At 49.3% G+C, this 25,036-nt stretch carries 20 protein-coding genes; 14 read left to right on the top strand and 6 right to left on the bottom strand.

Going from position 1 to position 25,036, the window contains the following annotated elements; translation table 11 throughout:
• A partial coding sequence (locus VN105_RS13485) for an aldo/keto reductase (RefSeq protein ID WP_325641701.1) occupies positions 1-979 on the bottom strand: 979 nt, incomplete at its 3' end.
• A gap of 111 nt (positions 980-1,090) precedes the next feature.
• Between VN105_RS13485 and VN105_RS13480 the strand changes: the two genes are divergently transcribed.
• The 7 genes from VN105_RS13480 (at position 1,091) to VN105_RS13450 (ending at position 7,740) form a co-directional block, all read left to right on the top strand.
• Positions 1,091-1,435 (top strand): helix-turn-helix domain-containing protein, encoded by a 345-nt coding sequence (locus tag VN105_RS13480; protein ID WP_325641699.1) that lies wholly within the window; start codon positions 1,091-1,093, stop codon positions 1,433-1,435.
• Between the two features lie 11 nt (positions 1,436-1,446).
• Positions 1,447-1,674, top strand: a complete 228-nt coding sequence (locus VN105_RS13475) for a hypothetical protein (RefSeq protein ID WP_325641697.1) — start codon at positions 1,447-1,449, stop codon at positions 1,672-1,674.
• A 143-nt stretch (positions 1,675-1,817) separates the two neighbouring features.
• Entirely contained in the window at positions 1,818-2,666 is an 849-nt protein-coding gene (locus VN105_RS13470) for an isocitrate lyase/phosphoenolpyruvate mutase family protein (protein WP_325641695.1), read from the top strand.
• Positions 2,667-2,680: 14 nt separating this feature from the next.
• Positions 2,681-3,391 (top strand): SGNH/GDSL hydrolase family protein, encoded by a 711-nt coding sequence (locus tag VN105_RS13465; protein WP_325641693.1) that lies wholly within the window; start codon positions 2,681-2,683, stop codon positions 3,389-3,391.
• Between the two features lie 74 nt (positions 3,392-3,465).
• Positions 3,466-4,551, top strand: a complete 1,086-nt coding sequence (locus VN105_RS13460; RefSeq protein WP_325641691.1) for an NADH:flavin oxidoreductase — start codon at positions 3,466-3,468, stop codon at positions 4,549-4,551.
• A gap of 135 nt (positions 4,552-4,686) precedes the next feature.
• Entirely contained in the window at positions 4,687-4,827 is a 141-nt protein-coding gene (locus VN105_RS13455; RefSeq protein WP_325641689.1) for a hypothetical protein, read from the top strand.
• Positions 4,828-4,941: 114 nt separating this feature from the next.
• Positions 4,942-7,740: an insulinase family protein gene (locus VN105_RS13450; RefSeq protein WP_325641687.1), complete on the top strand. Its 2,799-nt coding sequence runs from the start codon at positions 4,942-4,944 to the stop codon at positions 7,738-7,740.
• Between the two features lie 42 nt (positions 7,741-7,782).
• On the opposite strand, the gene VN105_RS13445 is transcribed toward VN105_RS13450, so the two are convergent.
• The 4 genes from VN105_RS13445 to VN105_RS13430 all read right to left on the bottom strand — a co-directional run bounded on the left by VN105_RS13445 (position 7,783) and on the right by VN105_RS13430 (position 13,789).
• On the bottom strand, positions 7,783-8,583 hold the full coding sequence (locus VN105_RS13445; RefSeq protein ID WP_325641685.1) for a nuclear transport factor 2 family protein: 801 nt from the start codon (positions 8,581-8,583) through the stop codon (positions 7,783-7,785).
• Positions 8,584-8,708: 125 nt separating this feature from the next.
• Positions 8,709-11,687: a glycosyl hydrolase gene (locus tag VN105_RS13440; protein ID WP_325641703.1), complete on the bottom strand. Its 2,979-nt coding sequence runs from the start codon at positions 11,685-11,687 to the stop codon at positions 8,709-8,711.
• On the bottom strand, positions 11,688-12,464 hold the full coding sequence (locus VN105_RS13435) for a glycosyltransferase (RefSeq protein WP_325641683.1): 777 nt from the start codon (positions 12,462-12,464) through the stop codon (positions 11,688-11,690).
• A gap of 20 nt (positions 12,465-12,484) precedes the next feature.
• Positions 12,485-13,789: a glycoside hydrolase family 2 TIM barrel-domain containing protein gene (locus VN105_RS13430; RefSeq protein ID WP_325641681.1), complete on the bottom strand. Its 1,305-nt coding sequence runs from the start codon at positions 13,787-13,789 to the stop codon at positions 12,485-12,487.
• 219 nt (positions 13,790-14,008) lie between these two features.
• On the opposite strand from VN105_RS13430, the gene VN105_RS13425 reads away from it, so the two are divergent.
• Positions 14,009-14,602, top strand: a complete 594-nt coding sequence (locus VN105_RS13425; protein ID WP_325641679.1) for a hypothetical protein — start codon at positions 14,009-14,011, stop codon at positions 14,600-14,602.
• Between the two features lie 3 nt (positions 14,603-14,605).
• On the opposite strand, the gene VN105_RS13420 is transcribed toward VN105_RS13425, so the two are convergent.
• Positions 14,606-15,208, bottom strand: coding sequence for a DNA-3-methyladenine glycosylase (locus VN105_RS13420; protein ID WP_325641677.1), 603 nt, complete (start codon positions 15,206-15,208; stop codon positions 14,606-14,608).
• Between the two features lie 69 nt (positions 15,209-15,277).
• On the opposite strand from VN105_RS13420, the gene VN105_RS13415 reads away from it, so the two are divergent.
• From VN105_RS13415 to VN105_RS13390, 6 genes are all read left to right on the top strand, one after another.
• Positions 15,278-16,258 (top strand): Gfo/Idh/MocA family oxidoreductase, encoded by a 981-nt coding sequence (locus VN105_RS13415; protein ID WP_325641675.1) that lies wholly within the window; start codon positions 15,278-15,280, stop codon positions 16,256-16,258.
• A 127-nt stretch (positions 16,259-16,385) separates the two neighbouring features.
• Positions 16,386-16,943: an RNA polymerase sigma-70 factor gene (locus VN105_RS13410; RefSeq protein WP_325641673.1), complete on the top strand. Its 558-nt coding sequence runs from the start codon at positions 16,386-16,388 to the stop codon at positions 16,941-16,943.
• Positions 16,944-17,007: 64 nt separating this feature from the next.
• Entirely contained in the window at positions 17,008-18,159 is a 1,152-nt protein-coding gene (locus tag VN105_RS13405; protein WP_325641671.1) for a FecR family protein, read from the top strand.
• A 241-nt stretch (positions 18,160-18,400) separates the two neighbouring features.
• Entirely contained in the window at positions 18,401-21,832 is a 3,432-nt protein-coding gene (locus VN105_RS13400; protein WP_325641669.1) for a TonB-dependent receptor, read from the top strand.
• A 17-nt stretch (positions 21,833-21,849) separates the two neighbouring features.
• Entirely contained in the window at positions 21,850-23,619 is a 1,770-nt protein-coding gene (locus VN105_RS13395; RefSeq protein WP_325641667.1) for a RagB/SusD family nutrient uptake outer membrane protein, read from the top strand.
• Between the two features lie 19 nt (positions 23,620-23,638).
• Positions 23,639-25,036 (top strand): arylsulfatase (locus VN105_RS13390; protein WP_325641665.1); only part of this gene is annotated, 1,398 nt, incomplete at its 3' end.

The following is a 25,036-nucleotide window of genomic DNA, read 5'->3' as shown; positions in this document are numbered from 1 at the left end:
TCAGCTCCCGCTGCGTTTTGGTAAGGTCATGCGGATACTCCATGGGTATTTCACTTGCCTGGTCCAGCAATGCCGTTTGTTCTTTTGTGAGATGAAGTTGTTGCGAAGCAAGGTACCCATCGAGCTGCACTTTCGTTCTGGGGCCTATTACCGGGAAGATGCCTTTGGAACAGATCCAGGCTACAGCTACATTGGCAGGAGTGCTGCCGGTTTCACCGGCAATAGTAATGAGGGTGTCCAGTATGGCGTTGTTACGTTGGTTTTGTATCAGCGCATCATTTTTTGCAAGGGTGATCCTGCCGGCGCCATTGTTCCGGTATTTACCGGTTAATAAGCCACCGGCCAGGGGAGAGTATGCCATAACGCCAAGACCGAAATTACCGGCCATGGGCAGCAGTTCTTTTTCCGGTACACGTTGCACAAGGCTGTATTCCGTTTGCAATGCTATTACCGGCGCCTTTAAGTGAATGTTGGCAATGGTAACAGCGGTAGCTACTTTCCACGCGGGGAAGTTCGACAGCCCGCCATAAAGGATCTTCCCGGCGCGTACCAGGTCGTCGAACCCCCGCACCAGCTCTTCTGCGGGCGTGATGTTGTCGTCGAAATGCGCAATGTAAATATCGATCCTGTCTGTTTTTAGCCGCTTCAGGCTATCTTCCGCCGACCGGATCATGGCCTTGCGGTTATTACCCAGCGCACTGATAGGAGGCGCCGCACTTGCACTCCTGGTAAATTTTGAAGAAATGATAAAGTCATTCCGGTTAGCGGCAATGAATTGACCTATTACCTTTTCCGATTCCCCGTATTTGTAGGCATCTGCTGTATCAATAAAATTCCCACCGGCATCGGCATAAGCAGACAGAATGCTTTTTGCTTCCTCTTTACTGGCGCCATAGCCGGTAGCGCCAAACATAGCGCCTCCCAAAATCAGTTCGCTGGCATATAACCCACTGTTGTTTCCAAAGATCTTATATTTCATATCCGTTTTTTTTCAGCACAAAATTCAACAGGAACCGGTAAATCAACAAGTACGGATAAATTTATCCGTACCTTTCATCCCGGTCCGATCATCTATTTTTGAATTATTTTTATGACATACCAACGGAAAATACCAATACTGGAATGCGGGCATGAATATGTACGGGAAATATTATACGGGCGCTGGAAAATTACCCTGATTTATTATATCGCCAACGGCGTGAGCCGCCCCGGTGAGCTGCAACGGAAAATTCCCCAGGCCAGCAGGAGAGTACTGGATGTACAGCTGAACCAACTGGTAAAACATGAAATCATCAGCAAAACGGTGTATGATGAATCAGTGGCTAAAGTAGAGTACCGGCTAACGGCATTTGGCGCTTCACTTTTACCCGTGGTAATGACAGTGATCGAATGGGGTAATAAGAATTTTAAAGAACTGAAAAGAGTGACCCGCTAACCGGCACCGTATTGCCCGGCTTAAACATCGTAGCAAGGTATGCCTATAATGATATTCATTTCGTAAAAACAGATAAGGGTTATGAAGGAAAAAGACCAGGCGGACCACCGGCACATGCAGCCAACCTATGGGTGAACTATAGCTTTGTGAAAGGACGTTTAAACGGCCTGGGCGCCGGCTTTGGCGGCAATCCGCAGATGCCGCGGCGCCAGATATCAGGCATTGCCTTCAGGTTTTAAACAGGTTGCAGAAAAGCGATTGATTTAGTACCTTGATGGCGCTAAACAGATCAATGAAAAAGCTTCAGATCTTTCTGAGGCTTTTTTTTATTAACTTTTATAACGGTGATGCCAGGAGAATGATCACCCGTAAATGATCCGACATGAAACCATCTGCAGTAAACTCATTTCAAGCCAGGGCCGAAACTTTCCGTGCGTTGCACCAGCGCAGCGGTATATTTGTGGCGCCCAATCCCTGGGATGCAGGGTCCGCAAGAGTACTGGAAACACTCGGCTTTAAAGCACTGGCTACTACCAGTGCAGGTCTTGCTTTTGCATTGGGCAAACCCGATGGCCATGCGGCAGTAGGCCGTGAGGAAACCTTACAGAATACACGGCAGATCATCAATGCCACCTCATTGCCTGTGGCAGCCGACCTGGAAAATGGCTTTGGCGATGAGCCATCCGCCTGCGCGGAAACAATATTGCTCGCTGCAAAGAACGGACTGGCAGGAGGTTCCATAGAGGATGCCACCGGCAAGCCGGGCGATCCGATATACCCGTTTGAACTGGCGCTTGAAAGGGTGAAGGCCGCAGTAGCCGCAGCGCGTAGCCTGCCGCATCCTTTCATGCTCACTGCGCGCGCAGAAAATCTCATCTATGGCCGCCCCGATCTGAAAGATACGATCAAACGGCTGGAAGCATTTGCAGATGCCGGCGCCGATGTACTGTTTGCCCCGGGATTGAAAACGCCGGAAGAAATAACCGCCGTAGTAAAAGCAGTGGCGCCCCGCCCGGTGAATGTGATCATGGGACTATCAGGCAGCAACTTTACATTGCAGCAGCTGGAAGATCTTGGCGTAAAAAGGGTAAGTATCGGTTCTTCATTGGTGAGAGCTGCATACGGCGCTATTTTCCGGGCCGCGGAAGAGATCCTGCATAAGGGCACTTTTACTTATGCGGATGCTGCAAAGCCTTATGGAGATATGAATCAACTTTTCGGGAAGTATTAACAGAAAGAGATTTTATGAAAATAACACTACTACTGCCGCTGTTGCTAATACTCAGCACCAGCTACGCACAACAGCAAACACCGGTGGCAAAAGAAGATTTTAAAGACGACTGGGCCAACCTCCGCCACTACAACGAAAAGAACAAGACGCTGCCTGCACCGGCAAAAGGAGAGCAGCGCGTGGTTTTCCTGGGCAGTTCTATTTTTGAGAGATGGTCTGACGTGGCGCCCTCATTTTTTGAAAACCCGCACTATATCAACCGCGGAATAAGCGGACAAATATCGCCGCAGTTGCTGATCCGGTTCCGGCAGGATGTGATTGACCTGCATCCGGCAGCAGTGGTTATCCTTGCCGGTAGCAACGACATTGCCGGGAACACCGGTCATGTTACCAACCAAACCATTATGGACAATATAAAGTCGATGGCCGAACTGGCAAAGCTGCATGGTATCCGGCCGGTTCTCTGCGCTTACCTGCCCGTATTCCAATACCCGTGGCGGAAAGAACTGACACCGGCGGAAGATATCATATCGTTAAACAAAATGATCAGTAGCTACGCAAAAGAAAACCACCTGGTACTGCTGGATTATTTTACACCCCTGGCCGATAGCCGGAACGGGCAGAAGGAAAACCTGACGCTGGATGGCGTGCATCCCAATGCCGCCGGTTACCAGGTGATGGCGAAGGTAACCGAAGCAGCCCTTGCAAAAGCATTGCATAAATAACTGTTGTAAAAAGATAAGATATTTTGTCCCCCTCCGGCGATTTCAATCGTCACCAGGACATAAACAACAGCAGTATGAATACCACGAGCTTATTCAGGCCATTTGCCCTGAAATCGTTGCTTACAAGGAATCGTTTTGTAATGTCGCCCATGACCCGGGCCTGTTCCCCGGGCGGCATTCCCACCAGTGAGGTGGCCGCTTATTACCAGCGTCGCGCTGTGGGAGAAGTGGGCCTGATCATATCAGAGGGCACGGTGATCGACCGGCCCTCCTCCGCCGATGATGGCAATGTTCCCAGGTTTTACGGAGAGGCATCGCTGGCCGGCTGGCAGCAGGTGATCAACAGCGTGCTCGAAGCCGGCGGCCAGATGGCGCCACAGCTATGGCATTGCGGTATCCAGGAAAACCATGCGTCGGGGTGGTTGCCGCCTGCCCCGTTTGAAGGACCTTCCGGTATTGGTAATGGCATAGCCATGAGCGATGCAGACATTGCCGATACCATTACGGCCTTTGGGCGCGCCGCTGCACATGCAAAACGGATGGGGTTTAACAGCGTGGAAGTGCAGGGTGGGCATGGTTACCTGGTGGACCAGTTTTTCCGGGAGGATACTAATACCAGGACCGGTTTTTTTGGCGGCAAAACATTGGCGGAACGCAGCCGTTTTGCCGTGGAGATCACCAAAGAGATCCGTAAACAGGTGGGAGATGATTTTGCTGTGATGATACGGGTGTCGCAATGGCAACTGAAAAACCTGCATAGCAAGCTCGCTCATACACCTGCTGAACTGGCTGCATGGCTAACGCCGCTGGCCGATGCAGGGATAGATATTTTCCATTGTTCTACCCGCCGTTTCTGGGAGCCGGAGTTTGAAGGATCGGAATTGAACCTTGCAGGATGGACAAAGAAGCTCACCGGGAAAGCCACTATCACAGTGGGTTCGGTGGGATTAGACAAAGACATTATTTCATTGCACAGGGGCGAAAATGCATCGCCTGCTTCTATAGAAGAACTGGTACGCAGGATGGACAACAATGAGTTTGACCTGGTGGCAGTAGGGCGCTCCGTTTTGACGGATCCCTACTGGGTACAGAAGGTGAAAGAAAACAGGCTGAATGAGCTGCAGGGCTTTAACAGGGAAGCATTGTATCAACTCATATGAGGCGTTAACAATAGATAACAGTTCTCACAGCGGTCTGGCATAGTTTTATCATTTATACAGGTGAACAAGAAGATTAAACCGCCTGCAGTCGCTTAAACTTCCGTCTATTCATCACAACATTAAAATTATGCGATCATGAGAACTTTGAAATATCTGGTTGTTGCCATTGTGCTTATTTCCGGTTTAAGCAGTTGCCTGGTGGTGCGGGACCGGCCAGGGTATTATCACCCCCGCCCGTATCATCATCACCACTGGCATGGGGGATATTACCGGTAAACAACATCAGCCTCCGGGTCATCCTGACCCGGAGCTTTTTTAACAGCGAAAAATGTTGAACGGTTGTGGAGATATTATCTGCTATAGTATCTTTAGTGCTACAACAAAATCAACATGCAATTTAAAAACCAGCCATTATTAATGATTGTCCTTTCATTGGGCATAGGATTACCTGTGGTCAGTGAAGCACAAAACCTGCCGCTTGATCCGGCGGTCCGGACAGGGAAATTATCCAACGGGTTCACGTATTATATTCGCCGCAACACACAACCCGAAAAAAGAGTAGTGATGTACCTGGCCACCAAAGCAGGTTCTATCCTGGAAACAGACGAACAGCAGGGGCTCGCGCATTTCATGGAGCACATGAGCTTTAACGGTACCACGCATTTCCCGAAAAATGAACTGGTCGATTACCTGCAACGTTCGGGCGTACGTTTTGGCGCTGACATCAACGCCTATACGAATTTCGACGAAACTGTTTATCAGTTGCCATTACCCAGCGATAACCCAGAGTTGCTGAAAAATGGTTTGCAGATCATGCGGGACTGGGCACAGGAGGCCACACTGGATCCTGTTGAAATTGATAAAGAACGTGGTGTGATCATCGAAGAAAAACGTTTACGCAAGGGCGTGTCTGAACGTATACAGCAACAAACCCTCCCGGTGCTGTTAAACCATTCCCGCTACGCTTCCCGCCTGCCTATTGGTACAGAAGAGGTGCTGCTTCACTTTAAACCGGAAACGATCCGTTCCTTCTACAAAGACTGGTACCGCCCGGACCTCCAGGCGCTGATAGTGGTGGGAGATATTGACCCGGTGCAGATTGAACAGGCTATCAGGTCGAAATTTTCCGACCTGAAAAACCCTGCCGCCGAAAAACCCCGCGTTAAATACAAGGTACCGCTTACCGGTAAGAACCAGTTCCTGCAGGTAACCGATAAGGAAATCACCAATACAGGCATACAGGTGATCATGAAGCAGCTTTCACCGGAATTAAAAACGGCTGCCGATTACCGCGCTACTATGGTAAGAGGTTTATTTGGCCAGTTGTTAGGCGGTCGCTATGCAGAATTAGCCCGCCAGGCCGATCCGCCCTTCCTGAACGGCGGCGCGGGTTACGGCGATCTGCTCGGTGGGCTGGATGCATTTACCATTACCGCCACTACCAAATCCGGCGGACTGGAGAAAGGATTTAAAGCCGCCTATCGCGAAGTACGCCGCGTTCAGCAATACGGCTTTACCCAAACAGAACTGGACCGGGCAAAGAACAGCTACCTGCGCAGCATGGAAGCAGCACTCAAAGAAAAAGACAAGGTGCAGTCGGACAGCTATGTAAAAGAATACCTGGAGTATTTCCTTAACGGAACAGCCGCCCCCGGCATAATGAAAGAAAATGAACTGGTAAAAAGTCAGCTGGGCGGTATTTCCTTACAGGAAGTAAACAAACAGGTATCCATCTACCTGAAAAATACCAACCGCGATATCCTTTTAACAGCGCCGGAAAAAGAGAAAGCCGGTTTGCCGGGCGAGGCCACTGTACTGGGTTGGATAAGCAGCGTTGACAAAGAAACCATCACCCCGTTTAAAGATGACGTGGAAAATTTGCCGCTGCTGAAAACTACGCCTATAGCAGGAAAGATCATTAAGGAAGAAAAAGATGAACAACTGGGTATCACCACGCTTACGCTGAGTAATGGCATTAAAGTAGTGTTGAAGAAAACCGATTTCCAGGATAACCAGATCCTGTTCAACGGCTTCTCCGAAGGTGGTACTTCCCTTTACAGCGACGCCGATTATCAGAGCGCTGCAAATGCAGCAGGGCTCATTGCTTCCGGCGGTATTGGTAACTACGGCGCTGTGCAGCTGGGCAAATTCCTTACAGGAAAACAGGTGAGCCTGAATCCCTTTATTTCAGACAGGAGCCAGGGTATAGGCGGTGGCGCAGCCCCGCAGGATCTTGGGCTGGCGCTGGAATTATTGTACGGTTGCCTTACAGAGCCGCGTAAAGATTCCGCTTTTTTTGTGGGACAGATAGCCAAAGCAAAAGCTGGTCTTGCCAACAAAGGCGTAGATCCCAACCAGGTATTCGGCGATACCGTGAAAGCAGTGTTGGGTAACTATAACATCCGCCGCACGGCCGTTACCATGGAAAAACTGGACCAGATCAACCTGAACAGGGCCTTTGATATTTATAGGGAAAGATTTGCAGATGCTTCCGGGTTTACTTTTGTTTTTGTAGGAAATATTGAAGAGGAAAAAATAAAACCACTGCTCGAAAAATACATTGCGTCTTTGCCATCCAAAAATGGTCATGAACAGGCGAAGGACCTTGGCATTCATATTCCTGCGGGTAAAATTTCACGTACTGTTTACAAAGGCAGCGAGCAGAAGGCCAGTGTGTTACTGGTATTCTCAGGACCTTTTGAATACAATTATGAAAACACCCTGAAGATGGCGGCTTTGAAAGAAGTGCTGGAAATTAGGCTGCTGGAGCGTTTGAGAGAGGAGGAAAGCGGGGTTTATACGCCGGACGCGGAAGTGAATGTGGCTAAGTTGCCGGAGCAGCGTTTCAGCCTGTCTGTATCTTTTGGCTGCGCACCCGCCAATGCAGAACGCCTTATTGCTTCTGCAGTGGATGAAATAAATAAGTTGAAAACTACAGGTCCTGCACCTGTGAATATCGATAAGTTCAAAGCTGAAACAAGGGTAAGCAGGCAAACCATTTTAAAAACCAACCAGTTCTGGCTGGGGTACCTGGGGGCGCAGTTTGCCAACAAAGAGCCTTTGAACCAGGTATATGATTTTGATAAAGCGATGGATAAAGTGACGGTGGAAAGTGTGAAAGCGCTGGCGGCAAAAACAATCAGCAACGATAATTACATCAGGCTGGTATTGATGCCCGAAACAAAATAATACAATATGCCTCTGACGCTTTTTTGCGTCAGCGGCATATTGCTATGGCATATTGTTATCCCGCTGTAATTCCTCCGCTATTTCATCGCGTTCCCGCACTACCAGTTTTACCACCTTATTGCCTTCCTTTAGAAATTCAAAGGTGAGATCGCGTTCTTTGGAAAAGAAAAGATTTTCCTTTTCTGCATAGAGCAGGAACTTTTTTTCGCCTATCTGGAGGAGGAGTGAGCTGGCATCCGCCTTTATGTAGGCAGCTGCGGTTTGAGTGCCTTTATATTTACCGGTGTAGCTTTGCAATACATCAGCGGGTAATGTAAGCGCCTTTCTTTTATTGATGTATGGTGCGGGGCCATGATCATAGCTCAGTACCCGCGTCATTTTCCAGCTACCGTTTTCCTTCAGCCAGAGATGGGTAAATTTTGCAAGGCCTTCCGCCCGTTCCTTTTTGCCTTTTTCCTGTACATAAAACAGGTGCGCGCCGGTGAGTATGGCGCCGTATATCACACCATCTTTCCGGAGCGGGAATACTTTGATGCTGCTGTCGATCGCTTCCCTTCTCAACGTAAAGCTATCCCTGTTGCTGCAAACGCCTTTTTCAAAGGATTGGGCCAAAGCGGGTTTGCCATTGGTGATGCCGCCTTTGTCGTGATAGAATTGGATGTCATCCGAAAAGTAGGTCATCATGTTTGTTACATCGCAGGTATTGTACGCCTGCCAGAAGAGACTATCGTTGTGCAGGATCACCGCTGCCAGTTGCCGGTCGTTGTCCTGCGCGACTGATATGCTGCGAAAAGAAAGGACCCCTATTAATGCCAGGAGAATACAGGTAAAGTATTTTTTCATGAGATAAATGATGAATGTAATAGAATGACGGCTTGTCTGTAGCAAAGATAGATTATTGCATGGTACTATCCAATACATAGTACTATGTTATTTATAATAAACTTTACAAGTGGGCCTTCTTTCGCTTACAGCGGGGTATTGAGCGTTGATTGCACAGTAGCCACATGATCGTCTTTTGCCGCTTCCAGGTATAGCCTGTAGCGGCTGGGGTTTTCAGGTATGGAGATGGTAACAGCCGCGCCTGTGCCCAGTTTCTTCAAGAAAATACTGTTGCCGTAATGATCGGTTTTTACCAGGTACCATTCAAATTTCAGGGGGGTGTTGTTATCTGCAGTTTTCCATTCGTTATTGTTGTAAACAAGTGCATGGTAGGTAAGGCGGTTGTTTGCCCAGGTAGTTCTTGCCGGTCGCAGTATATGAATGCGGGGTATACCCTGTGTTTTGAAATTTTTGTTCCAGAGATGACCGAGCTGGTAGAAAGATGATTTATATCTTCCCTGGTGATCAATTAAACCGTCGAATGTAACGAAGTCGCGTGTTTCGAGATCCTGCCAGGTAGTGATGAAAGCGGATGGCCGTTGGCCGGGTATGCAGGCGTAAGCAGCCACCGGTACCCGGCTGATATAAAAGGGAAGCGCAATGGAAGCCAGTTGCCCCAAACCGGTGGTGTCATTGCCTATTACAATGCCGAACGCGTCTGTCTGTGGCAGTTGCCGGTGCAGCAGTGCAAGGGTACCGCTGATGTTGCCGTTGAGGGCCACGTCTATTGTTAATGGCCTTGTGCTGTCGATGGCTTTAATGGCTGTAGTTAGACTGTTTAGCCAGGTAACAAAACTTTGTTGCCGGTAAAGCAGTTCCGGTTTGTAGTATTGTTTGGAGAGTTGCTGCCATACGGTGTTACCGATGTTCCATGCTACGATATGCCGGTTTTGTTTCAGGCTGGCAACCTGTTCCAGGATAGTTGTTCTGAGTGTGGCAAGCATGGGGGCCTGTTCCTGCATATCTGTTATTTCAGGGATCCAGAAGCCGTAGTGGATATTCATATCCATTTCCTTTGCCACATTGAGTATGTTGTGGTCGTATACACCGGGACCGTAGCGCCGGATAGTATTTACGCCAAGCGCTTTCATCCCGGTAAAATCTTTTTCAATTTCCCGGCGGGTAAGTGCATGTAAATTCCGGAACCAGTTTTCCCCTTTCTGGTAATTGATTCCCCTGATATTGCCGGGCAATGCTATATTGGCGGTAACCCCTGTGGGTGCAGGGTCCGGAGCGATTGCTCCATAAGCGGGCACCTTGCTGCTGTTACGGATGCGGGCATATTGTGTGGCTGCTGCAAATACTTTTCCTGGTTCTTCCAGCTGCCAGTTGAGCCTATTTCCTGCAACCGGCCGCAGGATGTTTTTATCCTCCGGACTGTTGAACAACACGAAGGCATGTATTTCAGGGAACTGATCATTGATGGAGGTAAAGGCATCCTCCAGCCATCGCTGCTGGTTGCCGGCGGCGCGGAGGGAGCCCATTTCGGCCACCATTACCGGCAGGCCGGAACGGAATACCGGTAGCCGGTGAAAGGGCGCATACAGTTCGCGGAAAGTATACGATTGCCCGTTTTCATTTTGCGGCCCATAGTTCAGCCCTGTTACCCCGATCCAGTCAACATATGCCGCTCCCGGAAAATAATCCATTGCGGCCGCAGCATGCCAGGGGTTCCATACCCATATCACGTTACTGACCCCGTTGCGGTTGAACAGGCGGCAGATATACTGCCATGCGGCTTTGAATTGTTCCGGCGTATTGTTACCGGTAGCAGACCAGGGATAGGCGGGGTTATCCGCTTCATGTGCAAAACGGATAAACACCGGGCGGTTCAGCGATTTTATCCGGGCTGCAAACCTGAGCAGGTACTGATCAAAGAAACCGGCGCTGATATGTGCAAAAACCCGTTGTCCTTTACTGAGTTCCTTATTGGCGATAGCGCTGTCAAATAGGTTGGTCCAGGGTTCCCAGGTGATCATAGGCAGGGAGCCGTTGTTATAAATGGCGTTGATAAGGGAGTCGGGCACATTACATTGGGGTGCATCTCCCCAGGGAATATACAGCGAAATAATATTGAAGCGGGTATGGAACTGTTGCTGGTAATCCTTCACCTGTTGCAGGGAGCTGAGTCCATCTGTACCGGCGGGGCTGAATATCCCGGTATAGAAAGTGCTTTGCTGATGGGTGGGCGGGGGAGGCTCCACGGCAGGCTCGGGATGGCTGGTGGTCATATACCCGGTTAATAAAACAACCGCCAGCAGCAGCGGTAATCCAAGTTTGCGGAAAGCGGCATACAAATGAAGATGCCGGAAAAGCCAGAGTTGTTTTTTTAACAGTAACGGGTATACGAGAATAACCCTTAACCATTGGTATTTTTCAGATAAACGGCGCAACCGGAGACTGGCCATAATATTGAAAGTCATGATCAGGCAGTTGATCCCCGCAATCCCGGCCATTACAAGGGAATACGGGTTCCAGTCGTACCACAACCCGTAAACAATGGCCGCCAGTGATGCCAGCAATACAATGATGTTGGGAATATTCAGTTCCAGGTGATCAGGGCCGCTTTCATCTTTAGGCGTAGGGATATACGGCACTTTTTTCCGGATCACGGTATAAACAAGCCCGAGAATATAGATCCACCAGGTGCCTATCAGCAGTAATCCGCCTACTACGTGAAATCCTCTCTCTTTTTCTTCCATTACCCATCGCTGTACAAAATGACGGATCAGGATAATAGCTGTAACAGCCGGCAGTCCCAGCAGGGCAAAATCGATGACGTCGACCCGGAAAGGGATCAGTCCTGTAAACAGCGACAGGATGGGAATGAGAAAATTTATAAAGAAAACGATGCCCGATAAATAATGCAAAGGAATAGTGCCGTAATGCAGGCGTTGCCGCCAGGTGAACGACCGGAACAGGGCCGGGTAGGAGGTAACCAGCAATTCAAGGGTGCCGCGGGCCCATTTGAGCTGCTGCGCATAATAGGCCGACATGGTAGCAGGAACCAATCCCCTGGTAAGCACTATGGGCACATACACCGATTTCCAGCCTTTGGCATGCAGCTACATGGCGGTATGCATGTCTTCCGCAAGACCGGCGGCGTGGCCGCCGATGCTGTCCAATGCAGCTCTCCGGAAGGTACAGTTGGCGCCTATGGCCAATACAGTACCGTAACTATTCATTGTGGCCATAATAGGGCCATAGAACTGGAAAGTTTGCTGGGCGGCGCCTTTAGCCACCAGGTTATCGCCCAGGTTGCTGTAGGCCTGAACGATCTGCACAAACCCCACTTCAGGATCATTGAAGTGCGACACAATCGGATCCAGAAAATCCGGTGAAGGCACATGATCAGGGTCCATCACCACGCAAAGCTCGCCGGTAGCCTGTTTCAGGGCATTGTTGATATTCCCTGCCTTGGCATTTTCCCTTGTATGGCGTGTTACATGTTTTACCCCCAGTTGCTCACATACTTTCACCAGGTAGGGATCATTCGCTTCATCGCAGAGGTAGGTGGTATGCGGATAAGTGATGGCCTGTATAGCGGTGAGGGTTTCCACGATCATGGCATAGGGCTCGCCCGGACAAAAAGTAGTGAGGATATCAACGGTAAAAGGATGTTCTTTTGGCGGAGTGGCAGGTACTGAAATGGAAAAGTAATGATACCATTCATGCAGAATGGTGAGACAATTAAAGATAAAACCTCCCATCAGCACCCAGTAAAACGGTGCATATCCTATTTGCGCCTTGTTCAGTAAACAATACAGCATATAGGCCATGCCGCAGGTTCCCAGCAGGATCATGAGCCGTAGCGTGAACCGTTCACGGCGTGAGGGTGGCAAAATAGGTGATGTTTTTTCTATCATTGACTGACTACGTAAAATGGTGTATTGGCGGTAGCAAAATGCCCTTTATTATCAGAAACCGTTGCAAAGATCCTGTAAGGTCCTTCTTTACCCGGCGAGCGGAAGGTGACCTTGTTGCCCTGCGCTTTTAACAGCAGGCTGTTAAAACCAACAGGTTGCTGCGTATTGGGTTCATCCCTGTTTTTGGTGTGCCAGTCTTCCGCCAGTAACTCCCACGTAATTTGCAGGGGGGCGGTGGAAGTATCCGCCAATAGTATTTCGGCGGTTTGCAGGCTGTTGGGAGTTAATAAGATATTATCCCTGCTGCCTTTGCCGTTCAGCAGCATATACTTTAATGCGGGCGCCCTGTGGGCGGGCCATTGGCCGGTCCACAGGTACTGCATGGTATTTACCGTTTCCGTGGCCCCGCCTTCTTTGGTTAATAAGCTGAACCAGGTATGGGTTACTTCCTGTTTATTGCCCCAGTAAAAAACGCAGGCGCCAAGGAACCGCGGATCTTTTACCGGCATATACCGCCTGTAAAGCTGCAGGTATTGTTCCGCTTTCCAGGTACTGGTATTTTCAACAGGAGCGCCCCACGTTGTTTGCTCCGATTCCCATGGCCCGTTGATACCCCATTCGGTGATGAGGAACGGCCCGTCCCAGAACCAGGAGAACTTATCCAGGTCACGTTGCAAATGCCGCAGCTCACCAAAGATATTCATCGAAACCAGGTCGAGCCCGGTAACTTTAAACCGGATGTTATAAAGACAACGTTTGTTGAAATTGATCAATGCAGTGGTCACGGGGTGATCGGGATCTTCCCTGTGGATCATTTCCAGCAAATGATTATAGGCTTTGTAAAAGTGGTTGTACCGGGGCGTATAGGGAAAGTCGATCTCATTGCCCAGGCACCACATCAGTAATGCGGGGTGCGATTTATACCGGTTCACCACATTTCTGAAAGCGGTATATTGTGCCGCCACTTTGGCCGTGTCGTTGTAGTAAGGTAAAAAACTGCTTACCGGCATGGGAAAGCCTGCTATTACAGCAATATGATTGGCATAGGCATCGTCCAGGATGCGGCCAAGGTGTAAGGTATCCCAGGTGCGGATGGTATTACCGCCGGCGGCATGCAGCGCTGCGAGATTTTCTATACCGGCAGCTCCCCTTACCTGGAAAGGCCGGCCCTCACGGTAAAGCATGTATTGTTTCCCTTCTTTACCGATATACACCCTGCCCTTACGCAATGGCGCCGGGGATGATACGCAGCCGGTAAGAACGGCAATCAGCGCAACATGAAAACAGATCTTCTTAAACATTCACCAGGTATAAAATATATCACAACCGCTGGCCGAATATAGGATAAAATCATTTACGATACGGGAAACCTGCCAGGGACATAGTGGTTCATCTGGCTGTTTTCCCATATTTTAATTACGCGGCTGATCATCTTTCAAAGAAAGAAAACCGCAGATTTCTCCAACATCTGAATAATAAATTCCTTATTTTCCATGAAACTATAATAAAAGAAACTAAAGATGATATTGCGCAAAGTATTCACCGGGGCAGCACTCTGCTGCATGCTGTTTTTTTCCGCCAATGTATCGGGGCAATCAGGAAAGCCAGGCGTTACAGATATCACTTTCCACCTGCTCACCTGGGTAAAACACCTGGATAGCGGGATCGATAAATACTTTAAAAAGGAGAAGGGAGAGCAGCTGAATCAGCAGCTGGAATACCTGAAACAGGGGCTGAACGATTATAAGAAAGCAAGAAAAACATTGTCTGATAGTTTGTTCCGCAACAATGTGGCCCCGGGTAAAAAAGATGAACGCAGCCTGGAAGCGCTGAAAGAAAAGATGAGCATTGTGATGGATAAGCTGCGCGGCGTAACAGACCTGGTGAACCCCGAACTGCAGGCGGAAGGAGATAAGCTGAACGAGGAAATCTATAATGCCTTATACAGCGATCAGCCTAAATATTTATCATACCTGGAAGCCTTTCTCGGTGGTTTGGAAGTTACCAAAAAAGACCTGGCGCTGGATGGCAGTACCGCTTTTACAAGGCTGGAAGAATGCGGAAATATCATTTCAACGCTGGAAGGTAAGGTCAACAGGAAGATGGGGCAGTGATCCTCACAACCCTTTTCCTTTACTTACCCAATCATTATTTTTTATGCTGAAGCGGTAGGGAAGATAAGCGTCTTCCCCTGCATACTGCACCCCTACACGGGTGGATATGACGATGTTATCGTCCGCGATATCCTGTCCTGTTTCAATCCATACTTTTTTACCGGTAAGGCTTTCCCCGTTCAATGCAGCATCTATCCCCATTGCCTTGCAGAGGCTGCCCGGGCCGGCGGTAAGTTTGGCGGAAGGCTTGTTGTTATAACGGCGCTGCATCATATCAATACCGTCTACCGGCTGCAATGCCCTGATCAATACCGCATGGGGGGTATTTTCAATATTGGTGACCACGTTAAAAAGATAGTGAATACCATAGCAAAGGTATACGTAGGCCAATCCCCCGGGCTGGTATATTACTTCTGTACGTTTGGTGCGGCGGTTGTTCCATGCGTGTGAAGCCCTGTCTACAATACCGCCATAGGCTTCCGTTTCCACGATCATACCGGCTGTGCGAACGCCGTTAATATTTGTTACCAGTATTTTGCCCAGTAGGTCTTTCGCAATAACAGTTACATCGTGCTGCCGGTAGAATGCTGTTTTTAGTTTCGCCATGCTGAAAATAAATATCCTTCGTTTTTGATAAATGAAATTATGTTATTTGCATTATTATAATGCATTATTATGGAAGAAATAAAATGGGGAATCATAGGTTGTGGAGATGTAACAGAAGTCAAAAGTGGCCCGGCTTTTAATAAAGTGCCGCATTCCTCCCTGGCAGCGGTCATGCGCAGGGATGGCGCAAAGGCGCAGGATTACGCATTGCGGCATGGCGTGCCCAAGTGGTACGACAACGCGGAACAACTCATCAACGACCCGGAAGTGAACGCCATATACATTGCCACGCCACCGCTGCAGCACGAAGCCTACACTATCCAGGCGCTGGCTGCCGGCAAACCTGTTTACGTGGAAAAACCCATGACGCTGAATGCCGCATCTGCCCTGCGAATGAAAGCCGCCGCAGATCAGTACCAGGTAAAGCTCAGCGTAGCGCATTACCGCCGCGAGCAGCCGGTGTTCCTGAAAGTAAAAGCACTGCTGGCCGAAAATGCCATCGGCGATATCCGTTTTGCTTCCCTGCAAATGCTGCAGCCACCGGCTTCCGGCATCATCGCCAATTCGGCGGTTAACTGGCGCGTGGACCCCGCTGTTTCCGGCGGCGGCTTGTTTCACGACCTGGCCCCGCATCAGCTGGACCTGATGGTGTATTTTTTCGGCAAGGCAAAGTATGCCGCAGGAATAGCTGTGAACCAGGCAGGCGCTAACCAGGCAGACGACCTGGTAACAGGGCATATCCTGTTTGAAAACGGTGTGGTATTCAACGGCATGTGGTGCTTTACAGTGTCCGAAGCCAGTAAACAGGACCGCTGTGAAATAACCGGGTCGGCCGGCAGCATCAGTTTCCCGGTATTCGGAAGTAAAATAACATTGCAGAGAAACGGGCATACCGAAGAAATTGTTTTTGATCCGTTGCAGCATGTGCAACAACCCATGATAGAGAAGGTAACCGCTTATTTCCTTGGAAAAGGTGCCAATCCCTGCTCCGCGGAACAAGCCATTTTATCAATGGAGCTTATGGACCGGTTCACAGCAGCAGTAGTATAAAAGATGGTTTATCCGTATTTCCCACCGGGAAATACGGATAAAGGAATTGGGTTGCTGTTCTGGTTTTTTTAGTTTAGTTTGGCAGCTCCATACATTTGTTCAGAAGCATTTTTTCAGTGATCAGTTTATGTCAGCCATCTATCTACAATCGGACAGTGAACTGCTTGATTTGATGAAATCAGGTGATGGGGCTGCGTTCGACGAAATCTATCAACGGTATTGGAATATCCTTTTTAAATCAGCCTGGTATCTATTGCAGGACAAAGCCGCCAGCATGGATGTGGTGCAGGACGTATTTGTATGGTTGTGGGAACACCGCGACCATGTGGTACTGACCACATTGCGGGGCTACCTCGTAATGGCCGTGCGCTATAAAGCGGCCAACTATCTCCGGAACAGTAAGGTACGCGCCGCTTTTGTTGCCGAAAGCAACGCTCTGGAAACGGATAGCGCCAGCGAAGAATGGATGCTGGAACTCAAAGAACTGAAAGCCGTGATTGCAGGCTTTACAAACGCCCTGCCTTCCCGCTGCAGGGAAGTATTTTACCTGAGCCGGCATGAGCACCTCTCTAACCGTGAAATAGCCTCCCGGCTGGGCATCTCCGAAAAAACAGTAGAAAACCAGATCACTACCGCACTAAAAAAGTTACGGGTAAGGCTGGGCAGTATGTCGTTGCTGATGTAACCGGAAAACCCTCCGAAAAATTTTTTTTTCATCACATAGGGGATGTGTTTTACTGAAGTGCCATATGGGTATAAGCGCCGGTATGGACCAGGAAAAACTACAGCAATTATTAGCTAAAATCAACGACGGTACTGCATCCGATGAGGAAATTGCATGGTATCACCGTTACTGCGTGGCGGCCGAACAGGCCGCAATGGCATCGGGGACAAACATCCCGGACAACGAAGATACCCGTGCTGAAATGTACCGGCAGATCCGGCGCCGTATTGAAGGGAAAAAAATATGGTTCCCCGTAAAGTACCGGTATGTAGCTGCAGCAGCACTCACAGGAGTATTGGCTGCCACTGTATTTTTGTACCGGCCGGCTACCCGTAAACACCAGCCGGCAGTTGTTGCAGGCGTGTCCCCCAATATACCAGCAGGTGGTAATAAAGCCGTGCTCACCCTGGCCAACGGCAAAGAAATAGTACTCAGCGATGCCGGCGCAGGTGATATCGTAAAGCACGCGGGCCTTCGCATTTATAAAACCGCTGCCGGCGAAATTGTATATGAGGCTACTGCTTCGGGAAACGCATCAGATACTGGTATTAACCGCATTGCTACTCCCAGGGGAGGGCAATATAGCGTGGTGCTCCCCGATGGCAGCAAAGTATGGCTGAATGCGGCCTCCGCGCTCAGCTATCCCGTTAACTTCGCCGCCAGGGAACGCAGGGTGACCCTGCAGGGCGAAGCCTATTTTGAGATCGCCAAAAATGCCGGCAGGGCGTTTAAAGTGATCACCACCACACAAACAGTGGAAGTACTGGGCACACATTTTAACGTTGATGCCTATAGTGATAATACAATGGTGCGCACCACACTCCTGGAAGGCAGTGTGAAAGTAGTGACCGCACCCGGTACCCAGTTAATGCTGAAGCCGGGAGAGCAGGCGCGGCTTAACAACCAAACGGGCGCACTGCAGAAAAGTAATGTGAGCGAAGAAGATGTGATTGCCTGGAAGAACGGCTATTTCATTTTTAACGATACATGGCTCTCAGATGTATTATTACAGCTGTCGCGCTGGTACGATGTACAGGTAGACCTGGCCACCATTCCCAGGATCCGCTACAGCGGCACCATTCCACGTCAAAAGTCTTTACAGGAAGTATTGGCGATGCTTCAATTCACAGGCAACCGGCATTTTGAAATAGTGAACAGAACAATCAAAGTAAAATAACAAAACCAAAATCAGGAGGATTCATCAGTAAATTATTTTCACCACCAAAAAAAACCGGTTATGCGTCCAACATAACCGGCGGTAAATCAGGTAAAATCAGTTACCAAACGAGCATTTAGTAAACTATTCATTCACCTAATTAAGCAAATGTATGTATTTCAGAAATTCATACAAGGGAATGTTTTGCCCTGTACCTGGCAGTATTCCCTTTACTCCACGTTTAACCAAATTACTGATCGTCATGAAGCTGACTTTCTTTTTATTCATCACCGCCTTACAGGTGTCGGCCACGGCTTACTCGCAGCAGGTGTCGCTGAAGCTGGACCATGGCTCGCTGAAAGCGGTGTTCTCGGAAATCAGGAGGCAAACGGGATACCATGTGTTATTCAGTACCGAGCTACTGGAAAAAGCTTCGCCGGTAACCATGAATGTAAAAGATGCATCTATTGAAGAAGTGCTGGCAGCCGCGCTTTACGGGCAGCCGTTATCCTACAGGATCGAAGACCGGCAGATCCTGATCGGCAATAAACAAATGCGTATGCCCGGTGAGCAGCCACCGGCGAAAGTGCCTGTTAAAGGAACGGTAACGGACGATAAAGGACATCCCGTTCCCGGCGCCAGTATCCTGGAAAAAGGGACATCCAACGGCACCATCACCAATGAACAGGGAGAATTTTCACTGAATGTACTAAGCAGCGATGCGATCCTTATTATCCGCTCTATCGGCTACGTGCACCAGGAAGTGAAAGCGGCTGGCATGGTGAAAATTGTATTACAGGAAGATCTTTCCGCTATGAGTGAAGTAGTGGTGGTAGGATATGGTGCACAAAAGAAAGCCAATCTCACCGGCGCGGTAAGCACTGTGAAAATGGATGAAGTACTGGGCGACAGGCCCGTGAGCTCCGCTTCACAGGCGCTCCAGGGCGCAGTTCCCGGCTTGCAGGTAACATACGGTACCGGTCAGCCTGGCTCCTCTACAACGCTTAACATCCGCGGGTTCACTTCCATCAACGGCGGATCGCCGCTGGTGCTGGTAGACAATGTGCCCATGGATATAGACGATGTAAACCCTAAAGACATTGACAATGTAACCGTGCTGAAAGATGCCGCCGCCGCTTCTATTTACGGCGCCAGGGCCGCTTTTGGCGTGATCCTCGTTACCACTAAAAAAGGGAAGAAGAACCAGCCCATCAAATTCAATTATTCCGCCAACTTCACCTCCAATACGCCTACCACCTTACCCAAAAAAGCAACGCCGCTGGAACTGGTGAGCGCATTGAAAGATTTTGGCACCAATTCCTACTGGACCGGCCAGAACGTAAATACCTGGCTGGATCTGCTGAACGATTACCAGCAGAACCCGGGTAAATATCCTGATGGCAGTTCAACAGTTAACGGCCTGAAATATCCGCTCGCACAAACAGACCTCTACGGCGATCTTTTTACGCGCGGCTTTGAACAAATGCATAATTTCTCCTTCGGAGGCGGCTCGGAGAAAACAACTTTCCGCGTTTCCGGCGGGTATACCGGGGAAGATGGGATACTTGTTACCAACAAGGATAAATACACCCGTTACAACCTCAACACTTTTGTTAGTTCCGATCTCACTAAAAACCTCAACGCCAGTGTAAATATTTTTTACAAAAATGGTAAGCGTACCACACCCGCTAATTTCGGCGGCCTTTTTTATAACGCCATCACCTACAGCTCCTATATGCCCACCGGTTATGGTACAGCGCCCAATGGAGATGTATTGCCCTATAACACGCCTAACAATGTAGTGAAAGTGGAACCGGTAAATACCACCACCGGCGATGACCTCCGCCTGTTTGGAAAACTGGAATACAACCCGCTTAACGGTTTGAAAGTAACCGCCGAATATACTTTTAATAAAAGCAACAGCGACGACCGCAACATCCAGGATAAAAATGAATACATTAACGCGGCTACGTACGACCGGCAGTTTCTCAACAACAATACCCGCTATACCCGCGCCAACGACCAAACTACGTACCAGGCGCTGAACGTGTATGCCAACTATACAAAGGCGTTTGATAACCATCACCTGAACTTCCTGCTGGGCACCAACCAGGAAAGCAGCAAACAGGAAAGCTTTTCCATTAACCGCCTCGATATCCTGAGCCCGCAGGTACCTTCATTGTCTACCAGCACCGGTACTATTGCTGGAGATGACGGCTTTGGAGAGTACGCTATTTCCGGGTACTTTGGCAGGATCAACTACGACTATAAAAATAAATATATGCTGGAGCTGAACGGCCGCTTTGATGGCTCCAGCCGTTTTGCCCCGGGCCAGCGCTTTGGTTTCTTTCCTTCCGTTTCCGCAGGATGGAATGTAAGTGAGGAATCTTTCATGAAACCATTGTCCAATACCATTTCCCTTTTTAAACTCCGGGGATCTTTTGGAGAGATAGGTAACCAGGTGGTGTTTATGAAGAATAAAGATGGGGTAAGCGTTCCCAACTACTATCCGTATGTACCAGGTATGACGCCTTACAACGCCGCCTGGACAGACCCCACTACCAATATCAGGTATGTATCCCTTACCACGCCTGCATTGGTGAGCGCTGGTTTTACCTGGGAAACGGTGCGCACACTTAACTTCGGTACAGATATCAGTTTATTGAAAGGGCGCCTCAATACTACATTCGACTGGTTCCGGCGAAGCACCCTTAATATGCTGGCGCCCGGCGCTGAGCTGCCTGCCATTCTCGGCGCCGTAGCGCCGTTGCAGAATGTGGCAGACCTTCAGTCGAAAGGATGGGAACTGGAAATGTCGTGGAAAGACAGGATAAAGGATGTGAGCTATTCTATCGGGTTCAACCTGTCCGACAGCCGCGCTTATATTACCCGTTACAACAACCCTGCAGGATTGCTTAACATCAATAGCTCCGGGCAGCTGGACAATTATTACGTAGGCCAGGAAATAGGGGAGATATGGGGTTATGTTACCAAAGGATATTTTACAGCAGATGATTTTGAAAAAGGGTCTCTTGATGCCAACCTGCAAAAGGGTACTTTACTTCCCGGCGTGGCAGGGTTTAAAGGTGTACAGCAGAACCCTGGCGATATCCGTTATGAAGATCTGAACGGCGATAATGTCATCTTCACAGGAAATAATACTTTATCTGATCCCGGCGACCGTAAAGTGATCGGTAATGCAAGACGCAGGTTCCAGTTTGGCGTATTTGGCAATGCCTCCTATAAGAACTTCGACCTCTCTTTCTTCCTGCAGGGAGTGGGTAAAAGAGATATGTGGATCAGCAACCAGCTCTACTGGCCTTACCTGAACCAGTTTGGTACTTTGTATAAACACAACCTTGATTACTGGACACCTTCCAATCCCAATGGCTTTTATCCAAGAAGCTATCCCGATGCCGCCGGCAGTACCGGTACCAGCCGGAATGTGCAAACCAAATATATGTCGGACGGCGCTTACCTCCGTGTGAAGAACATCACACTGGGATATGCCGTACCAAAGCAATGGCTGAAACGCATCTTCATTGATAATATCCGCTTATTTGTTTCCGGTGAAAATCTTTTCACCTTCGATCACCTGCCCGATGGGATGGATGCAGAAGCGGATATCGTAAGCGATGGCGGTATTTATCCGTTCATGAAGAAATACAGTTTTGGTGTTAATGTAAACTTCTAACCGGGAAAAAAATGATTATGAAACGTTTTATATATATCCTCATAGCAACTTTACTGGCGCAGGGTTGCAGCAGCAAACTGGACCTGCAGCCAAAGGATCAGCTCACAGAAAAAACAACCTTTACAAAATACGATAACATCAAAGCATATGCCTGGCAGTTCTATGAAGTGTTTCCGGGGTATGCTGCGGAGTATGTGAACAAGGAATACGATGCCGACCTGTTCCTGAACGCGAACCCAAATGGTGAGTCCAACTGGATCTGGCAAAGGATGGTGATCCCTTCCAGCTCCAATGATTATACCGATCCGTACAACCGGATCAGGGCGGTGAACATTATGCTGGACAACCTCGGCAGCTCTTCTATCTCCGACGCCGACAAAGACCACTGGCGCAGCGTGGGCTATTTTTTCCGGGCTTACAGCTATGCCAACCTGGTGAATAAGTATGGTGATGTAACCTGGGTGGAAACCGCCCTTACCGACGCTGATGCGGACATCCTTTATGGCCCCAGAACGCCCCGTGCAGAAGTGACACAGAAAATACTGGAGGAGTTGCAATGGGCCGAAGCGCATATCAAGCCGGCAGGCGACGGCCCCAATACCGTGAATGTAAACGTAGTGCGCGCCCTCATTGCACGGTTCGGGCTCATGGAAGGTACCTGGCGCAAGTATCACCAGCTCGGCGATCCTACGGCTTACCTGCGCGCCAGCGCAGATGCAGCCGCCAAACTGGTGGCCGCTTTCCCGGTGCTGCACCCAAATTATGACGAAGAGTTCAACAGCGAATCACTGGCAAATATCCCCGGCATATTGCTCTATAAGCAATACGATCAAACACAGGTAGTGCACAGTCTCGCTTCGCTGGCACGGAACTCCGCCGGCAGGTGGGACCTTACCAAAAAGGCGGCGGACATGTACCTCATGACCGACGGGCAAACCCGCTGGACCAGCCCCTTGTTTGCCGGCGACAAATCGCCCTTCACCGAATTCAGGAACCGCGATAAACGTTTATACTATACCGTACCCCCGCCGTTTAAAGTAAAGGTGAATCATCCGAGCCAGGACTGGCAGCCCAGCGATGATCCGGCAGATATGGAATACTTCCCCATCATGGAAGCAATTTCCGGCCCTAAGAACAAAACACTGCCTACCATGAACTGGCAGGGATTAATAGTGCGCCAGGAACCGCATTACGTGGATTATAATAACGGTCAGCCCTTTAACGTTACGTATACCGGTTACCGCTTTTATAAATTCAGTAATAAAATACAGCGCATCCAGAACCTTGATGTAAATGATGCACCCATTTTCCGTATGGGAGAAGTAATGGTGAACTATGCAGAAGCCAAATATGAACTGGGCGAGTTCAGCCAGGACATTGCAGACCAGACTATCAATAAGCTCCGCGCACGCGGCGGGGTGGCCCCCTTGCAGGTAGCTTCCATTCCCAATGATCCCACCCGCGACCCGGGCGTTACACCGGTGTTGTGGGAAATCCGGCGGGAGCGGGCTATTGAGCTGATGGGAGAATCGTTCAGGTTTGATGACCTGCGCCGCTGGAAAAAGATGGAGTATGTAACTGCACGCAAACTGGGCCGGTGGCTCAAAAAAGGAACCGATGTACCGGCCAACAGCATCATCCCTATTCTCGATGGCGCTACAGAAGGATATATCGCCTACGAAAAAAATCCGCCGGCGCCATTCCCGGATTATTACTATTATTACCCGATTCCATCTAACCAGATTGTATTGAATCCGAAACTGACACAAAACCCGCAATGGAAATAAGTAACAAAAATAATTTATGATGATCCTGAAGAAAATAACAACACTGGCGCTTACCGGCATGATGCTCGCATCATACGCCGGTAAAGCGCAGGTGCGGCCCAACATCGTTTTCATCCTGGCAGATGATCTTGGCTATGGCGACCTGGGCGCATACGGGCAAACAAAGATCAAAACGCCTAACATCGACCGGCTGGCAAAACAGGGCATGCTATTCACCCAATTTTACGCAGGTACCTCTGTTTGCGCGCCATCCCGCTCTACCTTGCTTACCGGCCAGCATAGCGGTCATACCTATATCCGGGGCAACAAGGAAATAGTACCGGAAGGGCAGGAGCCGTTGCCCGATACCGCGCAGAGCTATGCGCAGCTGCTGCAAAAAGCAGGGTATACCACCGGTGCATTTGGTAAATGGGGACTGGGTATGGTAGGTACCAGCGGCGCCCCGGATAAGAAAGGATTCGATGTGTTTTTCGGGTACAACTGTCAGCGGCAATCGCACCGTTATTATCCTACCCACCTGTGGAGCAATAACGAAAAAGTGACGCTTACAGGTAATGATCTTACAGGAAAAAAAGTATACGCGCCTGCACTGATCCAGGAAAAAACACTGGCCTTTATAACAGCGAACAAAAACAAACCGTTCTTCCTTTTTGTACCTACCACATTGCCGCATGCAGAATTGCAGGGACCGGACGATGAATACTACAAACAATATGAGAACAGTTTTGAAGAACATCCCTATAAAGGCGCGGACTATGGCCCCGGGGCGCAACCCGGCGGTTATGCTTCCGTAGCAAAGCCACGTGCCACCTATGCCGCTATGGTAAGCCGCATGGATGCCTATGTAGGACAGATATTGGATAAGCTGGATGAACTGGGACTTACGGATAATACCATTGTTATTTTCAGCAGCGATAATGGCGCTCACCGTGAAGGCGGCGCTGATCCCGTATTCTTTAACAGCTCCGGCGGACTGCGTGGTTACAAACGCGATTTATATGAAGGAGGTATTAAAACATCCTTTATTGTGAAGTGGCCCGGTAAAGTAAAACCCAACAGCAAAAGCGATTATACCGGTGCTTTCTGGGACCTGATGCCTACGCTAACCGATATTGCCGGTGCACCAAAACCGGCTTACACCGATGGCATCTCTTTCCTGCCAACCTTACTGGGTAAAGGAAAACAGCCACAGCATCAGTACCTGTACTGGGAATTTCATGAAGGCGGCGGCCGCCAGGCTTTGCGCATGGGCAAGTGGAAAGGAGTAAAACTGAATGTGATGAAAGATAAGAATGCCCCGCTGGAATTATATGATCTCAGCAAAGATCCCACAGAACAACATAATGTAGCGGCAGCGCATCAGGATATTGTGCAGCAGATGAACGGCTATATCAAGTCGGAACATATAGAAAGCGAT

This window comes from Chitinophaga sp. (assembly GCF_035564935.1).
Classification (GTDB): Bacteria; Bacteroidota; Bacteroidia; order Chitinophagales; family Chitinophagaceae; genus Chitinophaga.
This window is presented reverse-complemented; position numbering and strand designations above follow the sequence as displayed.